General features: G+C 68.7%; 19 protein-coding genes. 18 read left to right on the top strand and 1 reads right to left on the bottom strand.

Annotated elements, in window-relative coordinates; all coding sequences use genetic code 11:
• Nucleotides 1-14: 14 nt before the first annotated feature.
• Nucleotides 15-770, bottom strand: a complete 756-nt coding sequence (locus tag QZH66_RS00455) for a helix-turn-helix domain-containing protein (protein WP_305803979.1) — start codon at nucleotides 768-770, stop codon at nucleotides 15-17.
• 119 nt (nucleotides 771-889) lie between these two features.
• On the opposite strand from QZH66_RS00455, the gene hisS reads away from it, so the two are divergent.
• The 18 genes from hisS (at nucleotide 890) to QZH66_RS00365 (ending at nucleotide 18,669) form a co-directional block, all read left to right on the top strand.
• Nucleotides 890-2,296, top strand: coding sequence for a histidine--tRNA ligase (hisS, locus tag QZH66_RS00450; RefSeq protein ID WP_305803978.1), 1,407 nt, complete (start codon nucleotides 890-892; stop codon nucleotides 2,294-2,296).
• Nucleotides 2,297-2,655: 359 nt separating this feature from the next.
• Entirely contained in the window at nucleotides 2,656-2,976 is a 321-nt protein-coding gene (locus QZH66_RS00445; protein WP_305803977.1) for a YerC/YecD family TrpR-related protein, read from the top strand.
• A 10-nt stretch (nucleotides 2,977-2,986) separates the two neighbouring features.
• Nucleotides 2,987-3,898 carry an ATP phosphoribosyltransferase gene (gene hisG / locus QZH66_RS00440; RefSeq protein WP_305803976.1) on the top strand — a complete coding sequence of 304 codons (912 nt, stop codon included), beginning with the start codon at nucleotides 2,987-2,989 and terminating at the stop codon, nucleotides 3,896-3,898.
• Nucleotides 3,895-5,190, top strand: coding sequence for a histidinol dehydrogenase (gene hisD, locus QZH66_RS00435; protein WP_305803975.1), 1,296 nt, complete (start codon nucleotides 3,895-3,897; stop codon nucleotides 5,188-5,190). The genes hisG and hisD overlap by 4 nt, the downstream gene beginning before the upstream one ends.
• On the top strand, nucleotides 5,187-6,284 hold the full coding sequence (gene hisC / locus QZH66_RS00430; RefSeq protein WP_305803974.1) for a histidinol-phosphate transaminase: 1,098 nt from the start codon (nucleotides 5,187-5,189) through the stop codon (nucleotides 6,282-6,284). The genes hisD and hisC overlap by 4 nt, the downstream gene beginning before the upstream one ends.
• Entirely contained in the window at nucleotides 6,281-7,354 is a 1,074-nt protein-coding gene (hisB, locus tag QZH66_RS00425) for a bifunctional histidinol-phosphatase/imidazoleglycerol-phosphate dehydratase HisB (protein ID WP_305803973.1), read from the top strand. The genes hisC and hisB overlap by 4 nt, the downstream gene beginning before the upstream one ends.
• Nucleotides 7,351-7,953 carry an imidazole glycerol phosphate synthase subunit HisH gene (gene hisH / locus QZH66_RS00420; RefSeq protein WP_305803972.1) on the top strand — a complete coding sequence of 201 codons (603 nt, stop codon included), beginning with the start codon at nucleotides 7,351-7,353 and terminating at the stop codon, nucleotides 7,951-7,953. Before hisB ends, hisH begins: the two co-directional genes overlap by 4 nt.
• Complete coding sequence (gene hisA, locus QZH66_RS00415) at nucleotides 7,950-8,684, top strand: 1-(5-phosphoribosyl)-5-[(5-phosphoribosylamino)methylideneamino]imidazole-4-carboxamide isomerase (protein WP_305803971.1); 735 nt, start codon at nucleotides 7,950-7,952, stop codon at nucleotides 8,682-8,684. The genes hisH and hisA overlap by 4 nt, the downstream gene beginning before the upstream one ends.
• Nucleotides 8,678-9,454: an imidazole glycerol phosphate synthase subunit HisF gene (hisF, locus tag QZH66_RS00410; RefSeq protein ID WP_305803970.1), complete on the top strand. Its 777-nt coding sequence runs from the start codon at nucleotides 8,678-8,680 to the stop codon at nucleotides 9,452-9,454. Before hisA ends, hisF begins: the two co-directional genes overlap by 7 nt.
• Nucleotides 9,444-10,082, top strand: coding sequence for a bifunctional phosphoribosyl-AMP cyclohydrolase/phosphoribosyl-ATP diphosphatase HisIE (hisIE, locus tag QZH66_RS00405; RefSeq protein ID WP_305803969.1), 639 nt, complete (start codon nucleotides 9,444-9,446; stop codon nucleotides 10,080-10,082). Before hisF ends, hisIE begins: the two co-directional genes overlap by 11 nt.
• Nucleotides 10,083-10,305: 223 nt before the next feature.
• Nucleotides 10,306-11,889, top strand: coding sequence for a calcineurin-like phosphoesterase family protein (locus tag QZH66_RS00400; protein ID WP_305803968.1), 1,584 nt, complete (start codon nucleotides 10,306-10,308; stop codon nucleotides 11,887-11,889).
• 491 nt (nucleotides 11,890-12,380) lie between these two features.
• Nucleotides 12,381-12,953, top strand: coding sequence for a sigma-70 family RNA polymerase sigma factor (locus QZH66_RS00395; RefSeq protein ID WP_305803967.1), 573 nt, complete (start codon nucleotides 12,381-12,383; stop codon nucleotides 12,951-12,953).
• Nucleotides 12,950-13,726 (top strand): anti-sigma factor, encoded by a 777-nt coding sequence (locus tag QZH66_RS00390; RefSeq protein WP_305803966.1) that lies wholly within the window; start codon nucleotides 12,950-12,952, stop codon nucleotides 13,724-13,726. Before QZH66_RS00395 ends, QZH66_RS00390 begins: the two co-directional genes overlap by 4 nt.
• A 78-nt stretch (nucleotides 13,727-13,804) precedes the next feature.
• Nucleotides 13,805-14,761: a fatty acid desaturase gene (locus QZH66_RS00385; protein WP_305803965.1), complete on the top strand. Its 957-nt coding sequence runs from the start codon at nucleotides 13,805-13,807 to the stop codon at nucleotides 14,759-14,761.
• On the top strand, nucleotides 14,761-16,065 hold the full coding sequence (locus QZH66_RS00380) for an FAD-dependent oxidoreductase (RefSeq protein WP_305803964.1): 1,305 nt from the start codon (nucleotides 14,761-14,763) through the stop codon (nucleotides 16,063-16,065). The genes QZH66_RS00385 and QZH66_RS00380 overlap by 1 nt, the downstream gene beginning before the upstream one ends.
• Nucleotides 16,062-16,838 carry a DUF1365 domain-containing protein gene (locus QZH66_RS00375; protein WP_305803963.1) on the top strand — a complete coding sequence of 259 codons (777 nt, stop codon included), beginning with the start codon at nucleotides 16,062-16,064 and terminating at the stop codon, nucleotides 16,836-16,838. Before QZH66_RS00380 ends, QZH66_RS00375 begins: the two co-directional genes overlap by 4 nt.
• Nucleotides 16,835-18,115 (top strand): cyclopropane-fatty-acyl-phospholipid synthase family protein, encoded by a 1,281-nt coding sequence (locus tag QZH66_RS00370; RefSeq protein WP_305803962.1) that lies wholly within the window; start codon nucleotides 16,835-16,837, stop codon nucleotides 18,113-18,115. The genes QZH66_RS00375 and QZH66_RS00370 overlap by 4 nt, the downstream gene beginning before the upstream one ends.
• Nucleotides 18,112-18,669, top strand: a complete 558-nt coding sequence (locus QZH66_RS00365; protein ID WP_305803961.1) for a DUF2878 domain-containing protein — start codon at nucleotides 18,112-18,114, stop codon at nucleotides 18,667-18,669. Before QZH66_RS00370 ends, QZH66_RS00365 begins: the two co-directional genes overlap by 4 nt.
• Nucleotides 18,670-18,676: the final 7 nt, after the last annotated feature.

Raw genomic sequence — 18,676 nt, 5'->3', positions numbered from 1 at the left:
GCATCAAAGGGCGATCAGACCCCGTTGCTCGCCAATTGCTTCAGCCCGAGGGGGTCGAGGATTTCCACCAGGTTCAATTGCGGCAGCGCGATCAGCCCCAGCTGCCGCAGCTTGGTGAACGTGCGGCTGACCGTTTCCATCGTCAGCCCCAGATGGTCGGCGATATCGCCCCGGCCCATCGGCAGCGACACCCGCTTGCCAGACGGCCGCAGCAGCGCTTCGCGGTCGGCCAGCCGCAGCAGGAAGCCGGCCAGCTTTTCCATAGGCTGCAGCCGTGCCAGCGCCAGCGCGTTGTCCTGGGCGGCGTCCAGTTCCTGGCAGGCGCGTTGCAGCAGCTTGCGTTCCAGGTGCGGGAAGCGCTGGCGCAGCTCCTTCATCTGCGACAACGGCACCCGGCAGACGCGGCTGTCGGCGATCGCCTCGATGTCATAGCGGTGGTTGTCACTGCCGCTCAGGCCGAGATAGTCGCCGGGCAACACGAAGCCGCTCACCTGGCGGCGGCCATCGGCCAGGGTCCTGACCAGTCGCAGTGCGCCGTCGGTCACCGTATAGACGTGGGTGCGCGGTTCGCCGGCGCGTGCCAGGGTGGCGCCGGTCGGCACCGGTTGCGACACCGTGATGGCTTCCAGTGCCTGCACTTCATCGCACGACAATGCCGAACACACCGACAGATGGCGGATCGAACATTGCAGGCATTCGCGACCGCCCGCCGCATCCGTGGCGGAGGGCTCGGCAGTGGGCGAGGGCGTGCCGGTATCGGGCCGGGTCATGGGGTCCAGCGGGGGGGGGGGGCGGATAAGCGGCAGATGATACTTCATGCGGCCTGGCGGGCAGCGTCCGGCTAGAATTGGCGTCCCGCTCATTCCCCCGTTTTGCAGGAGTTTCGCCCGTGATCAAGCCCCGTACCCCGCCCGGCATCATGGAATTGCTGCCGCGCGAGCAGATCGCGTTCCAGCGCATGCTGGACGTCATCCGCCGCAACTACGAGCGCTTCGGGTTCCTGCCGGTGGAGACGCCGGTGTTCGAGCTGTCCGATGTGCTGCTGACCAAATCCGGCGGCGAGACCGAGCGCCAGGTGTACTTCGTGCAATCCACCGGCGCGCTGGCCAACGCCGCTGGAACCGGTGACACCACCCTGCCGGAAATGGCGTTGCGTTTCGACCTGACCGTGCCGCTGGCGCGCTACGTGGCCGAGCACGAGCACGAGCTGACCTTCCCGTTCCGCCGTTACCAGATGCAGCGCGTGTATCGCGGCGAACGCGCCCAGCGCGGTCGCTTCCGCGAGTTCTACCAGTGCGATATCGACGTGATCGGCAAGGACGCGTTGAACATCCGCTACGACGCCGAAGTGCTGGCGGTGATCCACGCGGTGTTTGCCGAGCTGGGGATCGGCGATTTCGCGGTGCAGCTGAACAACCGCAAGCTGATGCGCGGCTTCTTCGAGGCCCAGGGCGTGGTCGACCCGCAGCAGCAGGCGCTGGTATTGCGCGAGGTCGACAAGCTCGACAAGCGCGGCGCCGACTACGTGCGTGACACCCTGGTCGGTCCGGACTTCGGCCTGCCCGCAGACGCGGTCGCGCGCATCCTGGCCTTTGTCGAAGTGCGCTCGTCCTCGCATGCCGATGCGCTGGCGCAGCTGGATGCGGTGCTGGCCGAGGCCGGTGACGCGGCCAGCGAGGCGCTGCGTACCGGTGCGGCCGAGCTGCGCGAGGTGCTGCAGCTGGTCAAGGCGCTGGGCGTGCCGGAAAGCGCGTACTGCCTGAATTTCTCCATCGCCCGTGGCCTGGACTACTACACCGGCACCGTCTACGAGACCATGCTCAGCGATCACCCGCAGATCGGTTCGATCTGCTCGGGCGGCCGCTACGAGGATCTGGCCAGCCATTACACCAAGTCCAAGCTGCCGGGCGTGGGCATTTCCATCGGCCTGACCCGCCTGTTCTGGCAGCTGCGCGAGGCCGGCCTGATCGAGGACATCGACAGCAGCAGCGTGCAGGCCATGGTGGCGTTGATGGACGAAAGCGGCCTGGCCGATTCGCTCGAAATCGCCCGGCGACTACGCGCCGGTGGCATCAACACCGAAGTGCAGATGGAGCCGAAGAAGGTTGGCAAGCAGTTCCAGTACGCCGCCAAGTCCGGCATCCGCTTTGTGGTGCTGGCCGGCGAGGACGAACTGGCGCGCGGGGTGGTCGCGGTCAAGGATCTGCTGCGCGAGCAGCAGTTCGAGGTGGCCCGCGATGAGCTGGCCAGCACCTTGCAGGTGGAACTGGAGCAGACCCGCGCAATGGCGCGCTGAGCCACCGCGGCCATTCGCTTCGCCTCGACAACGCCCCGCATCGCGGGGCGTTGTTTTTTGGCCGGTCCCGGCGCGATGGGGCGGGTGGCCGCTGCCGCATCGCCCGCAGCGCAGTGGGTTTGCGCAAGTGCGCCGGGCGGCCGCGCGATGGCTGCAGCGCTTTTCCGTTGCGGCAACCCGGAAAGACGGGGTGCACACTGCGCCGCGCCGCGGTGGCTGCCGGCGTGGTCGGGTGGAATCCACGGCGTCCGCCCGGTACCGGGATTGCGTGGCGATGTGAATCAACCTGCGGCGGCGCCCGGCAGTTGACCCCTGCTGCGCTGCGGCGTAATGTAATAGCACGCTATTACGTTGATACGATGAAGCCTCGACCGACCCCCCGAGAAAAAAACGCCCCGGCCGATCTGGACCGGCTGGCCCGTGCCTTTGCCGCGCTCTCCAGTCCGGAGGCGGTCACCGCGTTCCTGCAGGACCTGTGCACGCCGGCCGAGCTGGAGGCGCTTTCGGACCGCTGGAAAGTGGTGCCGCTGCTGCAGCAGGGGGTGCCGTATCGCGAAATCCATGAATTGACCGGCGTCAGCGTGACCACCACCGGGCGCGTCGCGCGCTCGCTGGAATACGGCCACGGCGGTTATGCCGCCGCCCTTGCCGCCGCGCCGGCATCGCCCGAATCCGAATGAGACTGTTCCCATGAGTGCTACCCACACCGCGCCGGCCCGTGACCGGCTGCGCATCGCGATCCAGAAAAACGGCCGCCTGGCCGAGCCGGCCCGCAACCTGTTGACCGCCTGCGGGCTGAGCTGGCGGCAGAGCCGCGACAAGCTGTTCTGCTATGGCGAATCGATGCCGGTGGATCTGTTGCTGGTACGCGATGACGATATTCCCGGGCTGATTGCCGATGGCGTCTGCGACCTGGGCATCGTCGGCCTCAACGAACTGGACGAGCAGGCCAAGGCGCGGCGCCAGATGGGGTTGGCCGATGCCTACCAGCCGCTGCGCGGGCTGGGCTTCGGCGACTGCCGGCTGATGATCGCCATCCCCGAAGAGTGGCAATGGAGCGGGGTGCAGATGCTGCAGGGCAAGCGCATCGCCACCAGCTATCCGGCGATCCTGCGCCACTGGCTGCAGGAAAACGCGGTACAGGCGCAGGTGGTGGAACTGTCCGGCTCGGTGGAGATCGCGCCCAAGCTGGGCACGGCCGACCTGATCTGCGACCTGGTGTCCTCCGGCGCCACGCTGGCGGCCAACCAGCTCAAGCCGGTGCAGACCCTGCTTGACAGTGAGGCGGTGCTGGCCGGGCCGGTGCGCGAGCTGTCCGATGCGCGCGGCGGGCTGATCGCCATGCTGCTGCGGCGCATGGACGGCCTGGCGCAGGAACAGGCGACCAAGCTGCTCAGCTTCCGCGCGCCGGGCGAACGGCTGGATGCCCTGGTGGCCCTGCTCAACGACGCCGGGCCGCTGGTGCAGCTGGGCGAGCGCGACGGGCTGGTGCAGGCGCAGGCGCTGTGCCGCGGCACCTTGACCTGGCAGCAGCTGGAGGAATTCGAGCGCGCCGGTGCCTGCAACGTGGTGCTGTATTCGGTGGAGCGCTCGTTGGCATGAACAGGTTGCAGTGGAATCAGCTCGATCCCCGGGCGCAGGCGCTGGCGCTGACCCGTCCGGTGCAGACGGTGGCCGCGCAGACCCGCGAAACGGTCGCCGCGCTGATCGCGCAGGTTCGCGCCGGCGGCGATGCGGCGCTGCGCGAGATCACCCGGCGGTTTGACGGGGTATCGCCGCCGGCGTTGGAAGTCAGCGAGGCCGAGTTCGCCGCGGCGGTGCTGGCGGTACCGGCAGCACTGCGCGCGGCGATGGAGCAGGCCATCGGCCGTATCGACGCCTATCACCGCGCCGGCATCAGCGAAGGCTATTCAATTGAAACCGCTCCGGGCGTGGTCTGCGAGAAAATCGTGCGGCCCATTGGCCGGGTCGGGCTGTATGTGCCGGCCGGCAGCGCGCCGCTGCCGTCGACCGCGCTGATGCTGGGCGTGCCGGCGCGGCTGGCCGGGTGCCGTGAAGTGGTGCTGTGCACGCCGCCACGCAAGGATGGCAGTGTCGATCCGGCAGTGCTGGTGGCCGCCCGGCTGACCGGCATCAGCCGTGTCTTCAGACTGGGCGGGGCGCAGGCGATCGCGGCGATGGCCTATGGCACGGAGTCGGTTCCCGCCTGCGACAAGCTGTTCGGGCCGGGCAACAGTTTCGTCACCGAAGCCAAGCAGCAGGTGGCCCAGGACGGGGCGGTGGCGATCGATATGCCGGCCGGGCCGTCGGAAGTGCTGGTGATTGCCGATGCCGGTGCCAATGCCGCCTTCGTCGCCGCCGATCTGCTGTCGCAAGCCGAGCATGGTCCCGATTCGCAGGTGCTGCTGCTGTCCGACGATGCCGCGTTGATTGCGGCGGTCGAAATCGAGATCGAGCGCCAGCTGGCCACGCTGCCGCGCGCGGCTATCGCCCGTCAGGCGTTGTCGGCCTCGCGTCTGATTCTGGTGGACAACCTTGCCCAGGCCTTCGCGATCAGCAACCGCTATGCGCCCGAGCATCTGATCCTGGCCCTGCGCGAACCACGGCACTGGCTGCCGCAGGTGGAAGCCGCCGGTTCGGTGTTTCTGGGGGATTACACCCCCGAGGCGCTGGGCGATTACTGCAGCGGCACCAACCACGTGCTGCCTACCGCCGGTGCCGCGCGCGCCTACAGCGGGGTCAGCGTGGCCAGCTTCCAGAACCGGATCAGCGTGCAGGCGGCCTCGCGTGCCGGCATCGCCGCCATCGGTGGCTGCGCGCTGGTGCTGGCGCGGGCCGAGGGGCTGGACGCGCACGCCAATGCGGTCGCGCTGCGCATGGAGGCCTGCCAGTGAGCACGGCTTCCGTATCGCCGGTGCTGGCGCTGGTCCGTGACGACCTGCGCGCCTTTGCCGGTTACAGCTCGGCCCGCAGCAGCGCGCTGCAGGGCGATATCTGGCTCAACGCCAACGAGGCGGCCTGGGCCAATCCCGCCGACCCCCATTCCAGCGCGCGCCGCTATCCCGATCCGCAACCGCCGCCGCTGCGCCAGGCGCTGGCCGCGCTGTACGGCTGCCGGCCCGAACAACTGCTGATCGGGCGCGGCAGCGACGAGGCGATCGACCTGCTGGTGCGCGCGCTGTGCGTGCCCGGGCGCGATGCGGTGCTGGCCACGCCGCCGGTATTCGGCATGTACGCGGTATGCGCGCGGCTGCAGAATGCACCGCTGCTGGAAGTGCCGCTGCACGATGGCGAGGAAGGGCTGGTGCCGGATATCGAGGCCATCATCGCCATCGCGCTGGCGCAGGCGGCCAAGCTGGTGTTCCTGTGCTCGCCGTCAAATCCGGGCGGCGCCGCCATTCCGCTGGCGCAGGTCGAACAGGTGGCCACCGCGCTGCGGGGGCACGCGCTGGTGGTGGTGGACGAGGCCTACGGCGAATTTGCCGACCAGCCATCGGCGGCCACGTTGCTCGGCCGCTACGACAACCTGGCCGTATTGCGCACGCTGTCCAAGGCGCATGCGCTGGCGGCGGCCCGCATCGGCTGCGTGATCGCCGATGCGCAGTTGATCGAGGTGTTGCGGCGCTGCCAGGCGCCGTATCCGGTGCCGGCACCGTGTTCGCAGCTTGCATTGCAGGCCTTGGCGCCGGCGGTACTGGCGCAGACCGCGGCGCGCGTGGCGGTGGTCAAGAGCGAGCGCTCACGCCTGCACAACGCATTGCAGGCCATCGTCGGCGTGCGCCGGGTCTATCCCTCGCAAGGCAACTTCCTGCTGGTGCGTTTCGACGATGCCGAGGCCGCCTTCCAGGCATTGCTGGACGCCGGGATCGTGGTGCGCGACCAGCGTGCCGCCCCGCAACTGGCCGATGCGTTGCGCATCACCATCGGTACCCCGGACCAGAACGACCGCGTGCTTGGCGCGCTGCAGGCAATCAAGGTGAGTGCATGACCCCGATTCTTTTCGTCGACCGCGATGGCACCCTGATCGAGGAGCCGGCCGATTTCCAGATCGATGCCTATGAAAAAATCCGCTTCGTCAACAACGTGATCCCGGCGATGCTGAAATTGCGCGATGCCGGCTACCAGTTCGTGATCGTGTCCAACCAGGACGGCCTCGGCAGCGAAGGCTATCCGCAGCAGAATTTCGACGGGCCCAACAACCTGATGCTGCAGATCTTCCAAAGCCAGGGCATCGTGTTCCGCGACGTGCTGGTCGATCCCAGCTGGCCGGCCGACAACAGCCCCAACCGCAAACCGGGACTGGGGATGATGGTGTCCTATCTGCAGGACCGCTCGATCGACTGGGCGCGTTCGGCCGTGGTCGGCGACCGCCCGAGCGACATCGCATTCGCGCAGAACCTCAACATCCGCGGCTTCCAGCTGCGTACCGCGCAGTTCGGCGGGCAGTGGGACTGGGAGGCCATCGCCCATGAACTGGCCGACGCCCCGCGCCGGGCCACGGTACAGCGCGACACCAGGGAAACCCGGATCCGCGTGTTCGTCGATCTGGACCAGGTGGCGGACGCGAAGATCGATACCGGGCTGCCGTTCTTCGACCACATGCTCGACCAGATCGGCCGCCACGGCGGCTTCACCCTGGAAGTGCAGGCCAAAGGCGACCTGCATATCGACGAACACCACACCATCGAGGACACCGGGCTGGCGCTGGGGCAGGCGCTGCGCGAGGCACTGGGTGACAAGCGCGGCATCGGCCGCTACGGCTTCACCCTGCCGATGGACGAAGCCCTGGCCAGTGCCGCGCTGGACTTCAGTGGCCGTCCGTACTTCGTGTTCAGTGGCGGATTCAAGCGCGAGCGGGTCGGCGACATGCCCACCGAACTGGTACCGCACTTCTTCCGTTCGCTGTGCGATGCGGCCGGGCTCAACCTCAACCTGAAGGTCGAAGGCGACAACGACCACCACAAGGTCGAAGCCTGCTTCAAGGCGTTGGCCCGCGCGCTGCGCCAGGCGATCCGCAAGCAGGGCACCGAACTGCCCTCGACCAAGGGGGCGCTGTGAGCGAGGTCGCGCTGATCGATGCCGGCGGTGCCAACCTCGGCTCGGTGCGTTTTGCGCTGGAACGCTGGGGCGTGCGCGTGCGCCTGGTGGGCGATGCCGCCGGGCTGGATGGCGTCTCGCGGGTGATCCTGCCCGGCGTCGGTGCCGCGCGGGAAGGCATGGCGCGGCTGCATGCGCAGGGGCTGGTCGAGCCGCTGCGCACTATGCAGGTGCCGTTGATGGGTATCTGCCTGGGCATGCAGCTGCTCTACGAACATTCGGAAGAGGGCGCTGTCGACTGCCTCGGGATACTGCCCGGCGTGGTGCGCCACCTGCATCCGGCGGTCGGCATCCGTGTCCCGCACATGGGCTGGAACAAGTTGCTGGCGCTGCGCGAATCGCCGCTGATGAACAACGTGCCGGCCGGCTCCAGCGCCTATTTCGTGCACAGCTATGCCGCCGCCGTGACCGCCGACACCGTTGCCGCCTGCCATCACGGCGGGCTGTTCACCGCGGTGGTGCAGCGGGGCAACTACTGCGGCGCCCAGTTCCACCCGGAACGTTCCGCCGACACCGGCGCGCGGATCCTGCGCAACTTCCTGGAGACCGCACCCCTATGAGTTTCATCCTCTATCCGGCACTGGATATCCGTGGCGGCCGCGTGGTGCGGCTGTTGCAGGGCGATTACGCCAGGGAGACCCGCTACGGCGATGACCCGCTGCCGCGCGCGCAGGCGTTCGCCGACACCGGCGCACGCTGGATGCATCTGGTCGACCTGGATGCCGCCAAGGCCGGCGGCTACACGCTGGCGCCGTTGCTGGGCCAGATCACCCGGCACACGTCGTTGAAGGTGCAGACCGGTGGCGGCGTGCGTTCGCGCGAGGATGTCGCCCGCCTGCTCCAGGCCGGGGCCAGCCGCGTGGTGATCGGCTCGCTGGCGGTGCGCCAGCCCGATGACGTGGAAGCCTGGCTGGCCGAGTTCGGCCCCGGCTGCCTGACCATCGCGCTGGATACCCGCCAGGGCGAGGACGGCGTCTGGCGCCTGCCGGTGCACGGTTGGACCGAGACCGCCGATGTCACCCTGGACGAACTGGCCACGCGCTATGCGCAGGCCGGGATGCAGCATCTGCTGTGCACCGACATCGCGCGCGACGGCATGCTGTCCGGCCCCAATATCGCGTTGTACGCGCATCTGGCCGCGTTGCTGCCCGGGGTGGCGGTGCAGGCGTCGGGCGGGGTGCGTGACGAGGCCGATCTCCGCGCCGCGCGCGCGGCCGGCTGCGGCGGGGTGGTACTGGGCAAGGCGCTGCTGGAAGGACGCCTGTCGCTGGCCGGAGCACTGGCATGCTGAGCCGCCGCATCATTCCCTGCCTGGATGTGCGCGAAGGCCGCGTGGTCAAGGGCGTGCGCTTCCGCGACCACGTCGACATGGGCGATATCGTCGATCTGGCGCTGCGCTATCGCGACAACGGCGCCGACGAGCTGGTGTTCTACGACATCTCCGCCAGCCCGGAAGGGCGCTCGGTGGACCGCGAGTGGATCGAGCGGGTGGCGCGATTGCTGGATATCCCGTTCTGCGTGGCCGGGGGCATCCGCGATGTGGAAACCGCGCGCCAGGTGCTGCATTCCGGTGCCGACAAGATCTCCATCAACACCCCGGCGCTGGAGCGTCCGGCACTGATCACCGAACTGGCCGACACCTTCGGCGTGCAATGTGTGGTGGTCGGCATCGACTCGCTGCGCGAGCCCGATGGCCAGTGGCGGGTGCGCTCCTATACCGGCGATCCGTCCAGGACCCGCGCCGAGGCCCGCCGCACCCTGGACTGGGTGAGCGAAGTGCAGCAGCGCGGGGCCGGTGAGGTCGTGCTCAACTGCATGGACAACGACGGCGTGCGTCGCGGCTATGACATCGCCCAGCTGCGCCAGGCGCGCGAATTGTGCAAGGTGCCGCTGATCGCCTCCGGCGGCGCGGGGCAAATGCAGGACTTCGCCGATGTGTTCGAACAGGCCGACGTGGATGGCGCGCTGGCGGCCAGCGTGTTCCACAGCGGCGCCATCGCGATTGCGGAGCTGAAGCGGTTCCTGCGCAACCAACAGATCGAGGTAAGAGATGTCTATTGAGTCCAAGCAGCTGGACGATGCCCAACTGGACTGGGACAAGGTCGGTGGCCTGATCCCGGTGGTGGTGCAGGACGTGGCCACGCTGCGGGTGCTGATGCTCGGCTACATGGACCGCGCCGCGCTGGCCAGCACCCGCGAAACCGGCAAGGTCACCTTCTTCAGCCGCAGCAAGCAGCGCTTGTGGATGAAGGGCGAGACCTCCGGCAACCAGCTCGACGTGGTGGACATCCGTCACGACTGCGATGCCGATACCCTGCTGGTCATCGCCAGTCCGCACGGGCCGACCTGCCATACCGGCACCCCCAGCTGCTTCGGTGCGGCGCCGGGCAATTTTCTCGGCGCACTGGATGCGTTGATCAAACAGCGTGAACGCGACCGCCCACTCAAGAGTTACACCACCGAGCTGTTCGAGAAGGGCACCCGCCGGATTGCGCAGAAAGTGGGCGAAGAAGGGGTGGAAACCGCCCTGGCCGGGGTGGCGCAGGGCGATGCCGAGCTGCTGGGCGAATCGGCCGATCTGCTGTTCCATCTGACCGTATTGCTGCGCGCGCGCGGTTTTTCCCTGATTGACGCGGTCGCGGTGCTGGAAGAGCGCCATGCCAGGGCGGCGGAGAAGGCGGCGCACTGAGGCCTCGCGCTCACCGCGCGACGTGTGGCCTTGGGCCACCGGCATGGCGCCTGCGGAACAATGCCAGCGTCCTGTAGCAGCGCGGTCAGTGGCGGGCGCTTTTCCCGGCCCGAAAGCGCCCACCGGCACCTGCGGCAGGGCGACTGGCAGCGGCGTGGCGCCCGCCGCCCGCCTCGTGGCGCGATAATGCGCGCCTGTCTGTCTGCTCCCGCCGGGGGATTGCATGCGTTATCCGATTCTGGCCAGCCTGCTGCTGGTGTGCGCGCCGCTTGCTGCGGCTGGGCTGCAGGCCACCGGCACGGTGTATCTGGAAAGCGACGGCCGGCCCGGGCGCGGTGCCGGCGAAGTCGGCCTCGCCGACGTGCAGGTCTCCAACGGCGAGCAGATCGTGCGTACCGACGCCCGGGGACGCTGGACGCTGCCGCTGCGCAACGGCCAGACCGTCTTCGTGATCAAACCGGATGACACCCGCTACGTGGCCGCGGCCGATGGCCTGCCCGCGTTCTGGCGCCACTACCTGCCGGCCGGCTCGCCGAAGCTGAAGTACGGCGGTATCGCCGCCACCGGCACGCGGCGCGGGCAGTGGGATTTCGCCCTGGAGCGGGCCGAACCGGCCTCCGGCGCCGGCTTCCAGATGCTGGTGTTCAGCGATACCCAGACCGCCAACGCGATCGATATCGACTACTACGCCCGTGACATCGTCGATCCCATCGTCGGCAAACACCACGCGCGGCTGGGCACCACGCTGGGCGACATCACCAATGACGACCTGTCGCTGTACCCGGCCATCAACCGCGTCACCACCCGGCTCGGTGTGCCGTGGTTCCACGTGCCCGGCAACCACGATCTGGATTTCGACGCCGGCAATGACCTGGATTCGCTGTCCAGCTGGCGCGCCGTCTATGGCCCGGACACCTATGCGGTGGAAGAGGGCGGCGCCAGTTTCATCTTCCTCGACGACGTGGTCTACCGGCCGCAGGGCACGCCGGGTTACATCGGCGGCCTGCGCGAAGACCAGTTCACCTTCCTGGAAAATTACCTGCGCGCGCTGCCGCGCGAGCGGCTGCTGGTGCTCGGCATGCACATCCCGCTGTTCGACGCCTACCCGGACCGCGAATCGTTCCGCCACGCCGACCGCACCCGCCTGTTCGCGCTGCTCAAGGACTTCCCCAAGGTGCTGGTGCTCAGCGGCCACAGCCACACCCAGCGGCATTACTTCCACGGTGCCGACGAGGGCTGGCAGGGCGCCACGCCGCTGCACGAATACAACGTGGGCGCGGCCTGCGGCGCGTTCTGGTCCGGGGTGAAAGACGCCGCCGGCATTCCCGATGCCACCATGAGCGATGGCACCCCCAACGGCTACGCGCTGCTCGATGTGGCCGGCGATGGCGGCTACCGCGTGGAATACCGCGCCGCCCGTGCCCCCGCGACCACCCAGATCGCATTGCATGCGCCCAGGGTGCTGCGCCAGGGCGCGTATCCGGCCTGGGGCGTGTACGCCAACGTGTTCATGGGCCGCGATGACATCGCCGTCGAATTCCGTGTCGATGGCGGCGCCTGGCAGCCGATGAAGAAAGTGCTGCAGCCCGATCCGCGGCTGCTGGTGGAAAACGTGGCCGACGATCTGGCCGACGCGCTGCGCGGATTCGACCGCTCGCCTGAAGCCACCCCTTCCACCCATTTGTGGCGCGGCGCGATTCCCACCGACCTGGCTGTCGGCGAACACCGCATCGACGTGCGCGCCTCGCTCGAAGGTGCCGCGTTCACCGCCATCACCACTTACCGTTTGCAACACGCCGATCCCTGACCCGCGACCCCACGGTTTGTAGGGGCGGCGCAAGCCGCGGGCTTCCCTGCCAGGCCAGCCGATGCCGCGCTCATGCCACCGCCCGCTGCCGGCGGCTCCACGGTGTGTGTAGCAGCGCCATGAGCCGCGCGCCTTGCCGGCGCCCGGCCGCGGCATGGAAATCCCGCGCCTGGCGGAAGCCGCGCGTTCCTCGGCTGCCCGCACTTTGTTCCCGCGATGACTTCAAGCCGCGCTGCATCCCTGCCGGCACCGGCTGCGTATATGCCGGGTATATGGCCTTGCCGGTCGCCGGAACCGCCCTGATGACCCCGTTCACGCCCGCGTATGCCCGATTCGTCCGCTTGTTCCGGCCCGCGGCTGCAAAGCTCCGCGGCGGTGCGAAGCGCAGGCGTCGGCAGTTGCCGCACGCGGTCGTGCAGGTGCGGGCGCTTGCGCTGCCACGGACGCTCACGCAGCATGTGTGGTCACGCTGCTGCTATCCGGGATTTGGAATGACTGATCCACACGCACGGATGCCCACGCCTTCACCGGGTCCGCTCGACGAGCTGTTGAGCCAGGTGGCACGCGGCAGTCGCGAGGCATTTGAAAGCCTTTACCGGCAGACCTCATCGCGGCTGTTCGGGGTCTGCCTGCGGGTGCTGGGGGACCGCGCCGAGGCCGAAGACGTGCTGCAGGAGGTCTACGTCAATATCTGGAACAAGGCCGGGCAGTTCGATGTGCAGCGTGCCGGGGCCATGGCCTGGCTGGCGATGATCACCCGCAACCGCGCCATCGACCGGCTGCGCGCCAACCCGGGTGCGCGCACCACCGCGCTGGAGCTGGTCGACGAGCCGGTCGATCCGGCGGCGACCCCGCAGCAGGGGGCGGAAACCGACAGCGAGCACGCGCGGCTGGCGGCCTGCATGGACCAGCTCGACCCGCGCCGCCGTTCGTTGATCCACGAGGCGTTTTTCAGTGGCGCCACCTATGAGCAATTGGCCAGCCGCATCAGTTCCCCGCTGGGGTCGGTGAAGAGCTGGATCCGCCGTGGTCTGGCGCAACTGCGGGTGTGCCTGGAACCATGAACGACCACGATTTGAACGATCACAGCAGCGACGGCGCCGAGCCGCCCACCGCCGACATTCTTGCCGGCGAATATGTGCTGGGCCTGCTGGAGGCGCGGCAACGCCGTCAGGTGGAGGCGCGCATCGCCGCCGATGCCGGGTTCGCCCGGCTGGTGGACGATTGGGAACAACGGTTGGCGCCGTTGCTGGACGGGGTGGCCGCGGCCGAAGTGCCCGCGCACCTGTGGCCGCGCATTCGCACCCGGCTGGGCTGGCCGCCGGTGCAGCGCCGCAGCGTCTGGCAGAACGTCAATTTCTGGCGCGCGGCCACCGGAGTAGCCGCCGCGGCGGCACTTGCGGCGGTGGTGGTCGGGCAACTGCCGCCGGCGCCTTCCACCCCAGGCGCCGGCACAGGCGTGGTGCAGGCGCCGCCGCCGGCAAGCGAGGAGGAGGCCACCCGTCCGGTCACGCCGTTGCTGCGTGAGGATGGCGTCGCCGGCTGGCTGGCCTCGGTGGATACCGCCCACGCCAAGGTGCTGATGGTGCCGGTGCCGGCGCCGCCGGATCCGCAGGGACGGGTGCCCGAGCTGTGGCTGATCGCACCGGGTGAACCGGCCAGGTCGCTGGGTATTGTTTCCACCAGCCGTTCGCACACCGTCGATGTGCCGCAGGGGCTGCGCGGTGCGCTGGCCGCAGGCTCGATCCTGGCCATCACGCTGGAGCCGCAAGGAGGCGCGCCGCAGGGCGTGGCGACCGGTCCGGTGGTGGCCAAGGGCGATATCGTCACGTTGTAGTGGGCAGACTGCGGGGAGGTGCATCCGTATGTCCTCCTGCTACGTATCACCTGATGGAACACTCCTCAGGAGATACGCATGTTGTCCCGTCCATCCGCCACGTCCTCCGCCCGCCGTTGGCCACGTTGGCTGCAGGGGCTGCGGCGCTGGTTCGACACCAGTGCGGCCGCCGAAGCCGGGCGGGGGGATCGCATCGACTGGCTGCGGGCCACGCCGTTCATCGCCATGCACCTGGCCTGCGTGGCGGTGCTCTGGGTAGGCGTGTCGCCGGTGGCCGTGGCGGTGGCGGTGGCGCTGTATGCGGTGCGCATGTTCGCGCTGACCGGGTTCTATCACCGTTATTTCGCCCATCGCACCTTCCGCACCTCGCGCCCGGTGCAATTCGTGTTCGCGCTGATCGGCGCGGCCTGCGTGCAGCGCGGCCCGTTGTGGTGGGCGGCGCATCACCGTCATCACCACCGCCATGCCGATACCGCGCTGGACCCGCATTCGCCGTCGGTGCATGGCTTCTGGTGGAGCCATGCCGGCTGGTTCCTGACGCCCGACGGCTTCCGCACCGACTGGTCGCGCATTGCCGATCTGGCCAAATTCCCCGAGCTGCGGTGGCTGGACCGTTTCGACACGCTGATCCCGGTGCTGCTGGCGGTGGCGCTGTACGGCCTGGGCGCGTTGCTGGAGCGCATGGCGCCGGGGCTGGGCACCAGCGGCGGGCAGATGCTGGTCTGGGGTTTCTTCATTTCCACCGTGGTGCTGTTCCACGCCACGGTGACGATCAACTCGCTGTCGCACCGCTACGGCACGCGGCGGTTCGCCACGCGCGATGAGAGCCGCAACAACGTATGGCTGGCGCTGCTCACCTTTGGCGAGGGCTGGCACAACAACCACCATTTCTTCCCCGGCTCGGCGCGCCAGGGCTTCCGCTGGTGGGAAATCGACCTGACCTATTACGGCTTGCGGCTGCTGGCGGCCCTCGGTCTGGTCCGCGATCTCAAGCCGGTGCCGGCATGGGTGCTGGCCAAGGCGGAGACGCGCTGATGCGGATCGCGGTCATCGGTTCGGGCATCTCGGGGCTGGCGTCGGCCTATCTGCTGTCGCGCCGGCATCAGGTGACGCTGTACGAAGCCAACGACTATCTGGGCGGGCACACCCATACCCACGACATCGAGCTGGAAGGGCGCCGGCTGGCCGTGGACAGCGGTTTCATCGTCCACAACCGCCAGCACTACCCGCTGCTGACGCGCCTGTTCGAAGAGCTGGGCGTGGCGACCCGGCCGACCACGATGGGTTTCTCGGTGCAGGTCCAGGCCAGCGGGCTGGAATACAGCGCCACCACCCTGGATACGCTGTTCTGCCAGCGCCGCAACCTGCTCTCGCCACGGTTTCTGGGCATGGTGCGCGACCTGTTCCGTTTCTACCGGCAGGCGCCGGCGCTGCTGGACATGCCCGGTCCGGGCCCGGACATCGGCCAGTACCTGGCGCAGCACGGTTATGGCGAGGCCTTCCGCGACGAGCACCTGCTGCCGATGGCCTCGGCGCTGTGGTCCTCGCCCTCGCAGGCCATCCTGCAGTTTCCCGCGCGCTATCTGGTGCAGTTCATGGCCAACCACCAGATGCTGCAGGTCAGTGGCCGGCCGCAATGGCGGGTGGTGCAGGGCGGCTCGGCCAGCTACGTGCGCGCGCTGCGACGCCGCTGGAGCGTGGACGAGCGGCTGATCTGCCCGGTGCAGCAGCTGCGCCGCCAGGCGAGCGGCGTGGACGTGGTGACCGCGCGCGGCGTGGAGACCTACGATCAGGCGGTGCTGGCCTGCCACAGCGACCAGGCGCTGCGCCTGCTCGAGCATCCCAGCGCGCAGGAAACCAGCGTGCTGTCGGCCATGCGCTACCAGAGCAACGACACCGTGCTGCATACCGACGCCACGCTGCTGCCGCGCAACCGCAAGGCATGGGCGGCGTGGAATGCCTTCATCCCGCGCGAGCCCGGCGCGGCCTGCACCGTCAGCTACTGCATGAACCTGCTGCAGGGCATCCAAACCCCGCAACCGCTGGTGGTCACCCTCAACCGCAGCGAGGCGATCGACCCGGCCAAGGTGCTGCGGCGCATGCGCTATGAGCATCCGCTCTACAGCCATGCCACGGTCGCCGCGCAGGCGCGCAAGGCGGAAATCCAGGGCCGGCAACGCACCTGGTTTGCTGGCGCCTACTGGGGCTGGGGTTTCCATGAAGATGGCATGCGCAGCGCGGTGGAGGTGGCCGCGGCGCTGGGCGTGGCGTGGCCGACGGCCCAGTCCGTGCCTGAAACCGCGGTGCGCCTGCCGGCATGGGCGGAAGGTGCGATGTGACCCTGCCGTTTGCCAGCGCCGTCTACGAAGGTGTGGTCAGGCACCAGCGGTATCTGCCGCATGCGCATGGCTTCCGCTATCGCATGGCGCAGCTGTACCTGGATCTGGACGAGGTCGAGCGCGTGTTCGCCAGCAGCCCGCTGTGGTCGGCCAACGGCCGCAACCTGGCCGAGTTCCGCCGCAGCGACTATCTGCGGCCGGCAGAGCTGCCGCTGGGCGAGGCGGTGCGGCAGTGCGTGCAGCGCGCCACCGGCCAGCGTCCGGCCGGTCCGGTGCGCATGCTGGCGCACGTGCGCTACGCCGGCTACGTGTTCAATCCGGTGACGTTCTATTACTGCTATGCCGGCGACGGGCAGACGCTGGAATACGTGGTGGCCGAGATCACCAACACCCCGTGGCGTGAGCGGCACTGCTATGTGCTGGCGGCGGCCGCTGCGGTGTGGCGCGGGCGGGTGATGCACTGGTCATTCGACAAGGCGTTCCACGTCTCGCCGTTCATGGCGATGCAGCGCCGCTACGCATGGGGCTTCACCGTGCCCGGTGACGATCTGCGCGTGCATATGGATGTGCTCGATCACGACACCCGCGAATTCCAGGCCGACCTTGCCCTGCAGCGGCGGCCGCTCGATGCGCACTCGCTGCATCGGGTGCTGTGGCGCTATCCGCTGATGACCGTGCAGGTGATCGGCGCCATCCACTGGCAGGCGCTGCGGCTGTGGCTCAAACGCACTCCGGTGCACCCGCATCCCTCCCTTCCGCGAGATCCGCCATGAACGAACGCGCCGATGCCGTGCAGGCGAGCTTGACCAGTCCTCCGTTTGGCGCGTTCGACCGCCTGCTGCGTTCGCGCCTGCTGGCCACGTTCGCCCAGCTGCGCGATGGCCAGCTGCAGCTGACCGATCCGCTGGGAAGCGTGCTGCTGGGCCAGGACAGCGACGCCACGCCGCCGGTGCAGGTGACCGTGCACGGCCGTGATTTCTACCGCGCGGTGGCCGCCAACGGCAGCGTCGGCGCGGGCGAGGCCTATATGCGCGGGGCGTGGCAGTGTGATGATCTGGTGGCGCTGGTGCAGCTGCTGGTGCGCAACCGCGACCTGCTCGATGGCATGGAATCGGGCACCGCGCGCCTGCTCGGCTGGGCGATGCGTGCCGGCCACCAGTTGCGGCGCAATACCCGCCGCGGCAGCCGCCGCAACATCGCCGCCCATTACGATCTGGGCAACGCCTTCTTCAGCCTGTTCCTGTCGCCGGACCTGATGTATTCCGCGGCGCTGTGGGCCGGTGTCGACGACACCCTGGAGCAGGCTTCCACCCGCAAGCTGGAGCGCATCTGCCAGACCCTGCGCCTGCAACCGGGCGATCGCGTGGTTGAAATCGGCACCGGCTGGGGCGGCTTCGCGCTGCATGCGGCGCGCCATTACGGCTGCCACGTCACCACCACCACCATCTCGCGCGAACAGCACGCACTGGCGCAGGCGCGCATCGACCAGGCCGGCCTGGGCGGGCAGGTCACGCTGCTGCTGGAGGACTACCGCGACCTGTCCGGCCAGTACGACAAGCTGGTGTCGATCGAGATGATCGAAGCCATCGGCGCGCCGTATCTGGACACCTATTTCGCCCAAATCGCCAGCCTGCTGGTGCCGGGCGGGCTGGCGCTGGTGCAGGCGATCACCATCGAGGACCACCGCTACGAACAGGCGCTGGCCGCGGTGGACTTCATCAAGCGGCATGTCTTCCCCGGCAGCTTCATTCCCTCGGTGGCGGCGATGGTTGCGGCCAAGACCCGCGCCAGCGATCTGGCACTGGTGCAGCTGCATGATTTCGGCCTGTCCTACGCGCGCACGCTGCAGGCCTGGCGCCAGCGGTTCATGGCGGCGTTGCCGCAGGTGCGGGCGCAGGGCTTCGATGAAGCCTTCATCCGCATGTGGGAGTTCTACCTGGCCTATTGCGAAGGCGGTTTCCGCGAAGGCTCCATCGGCGTGGCCCATCTGCTGCTGCGCAAGCCGGGCATGGGCGTGATCCCGCACAGTCGGCCGGGCGCGAACAGATGAACGCCTGGGTCGTCTTTGTCGCCTACCAGCTGGTGTGGTTTGCCGCGGTGATCGGCGCCGGGCACGGGCTGGCGTGGCCGGGAGCGGTGGCCGCCATCACGTTCGTGGTCTGGCAGCTGCTGCGCCGGGCGGCGCGCGGGCAGGCGCTGTTGATGGTCACGCTGGGAATCGTGCTGGGACTGCTGGTCGATGGCGGTGCCGCCATGGCGGGGCTTTTGCACTATGCCGCCGCGGACCGGGCGCTGCCGGCCGGCGGCGCGCCACTGTGGATTCTCGGCCTGTGGGCGTGCTTCGCGTTGACCTTTGAACAGTCACTGGCGTTCCTGTGCCGGCGCCCGTGGCTGGCGCTGGCCTTCGGTGCAGTCGGCGGGCCGTTGGCCTACTGGGGCGCGCAACGCGGCTGGCAGGCGGTGCAGTTCGGCACGCCGCTGTGGGCGCCGCTGCTGTGGCTGGCGGTGGGCTGGGCACTGGCCACCTCGATGTTCGCGTGGACGCTGCGCCGGTTGCAGCCGCAGCTGGCCTCCAACACTGGCAAACGTGGGGAAACGCTATGAATCCGTG

Origin of the sequence: Stenotrophomonas sp. YIM B06876 (assembly GCF_030711595.1) — a bacterium.
In the GTDB taxonomy this organism is placed as follows: domain Bacteria; phylum Pseudomonadota; class Gammaproteobacteria; order Xanthomonadales; family Xanthomonadaceae; genus Stenotrophomonas.
The sequence above is the reverse complement of the archived record's forward strand: the minus strand, read 5'-3'. Positions and strand labels throughout refer to the sequence as shown.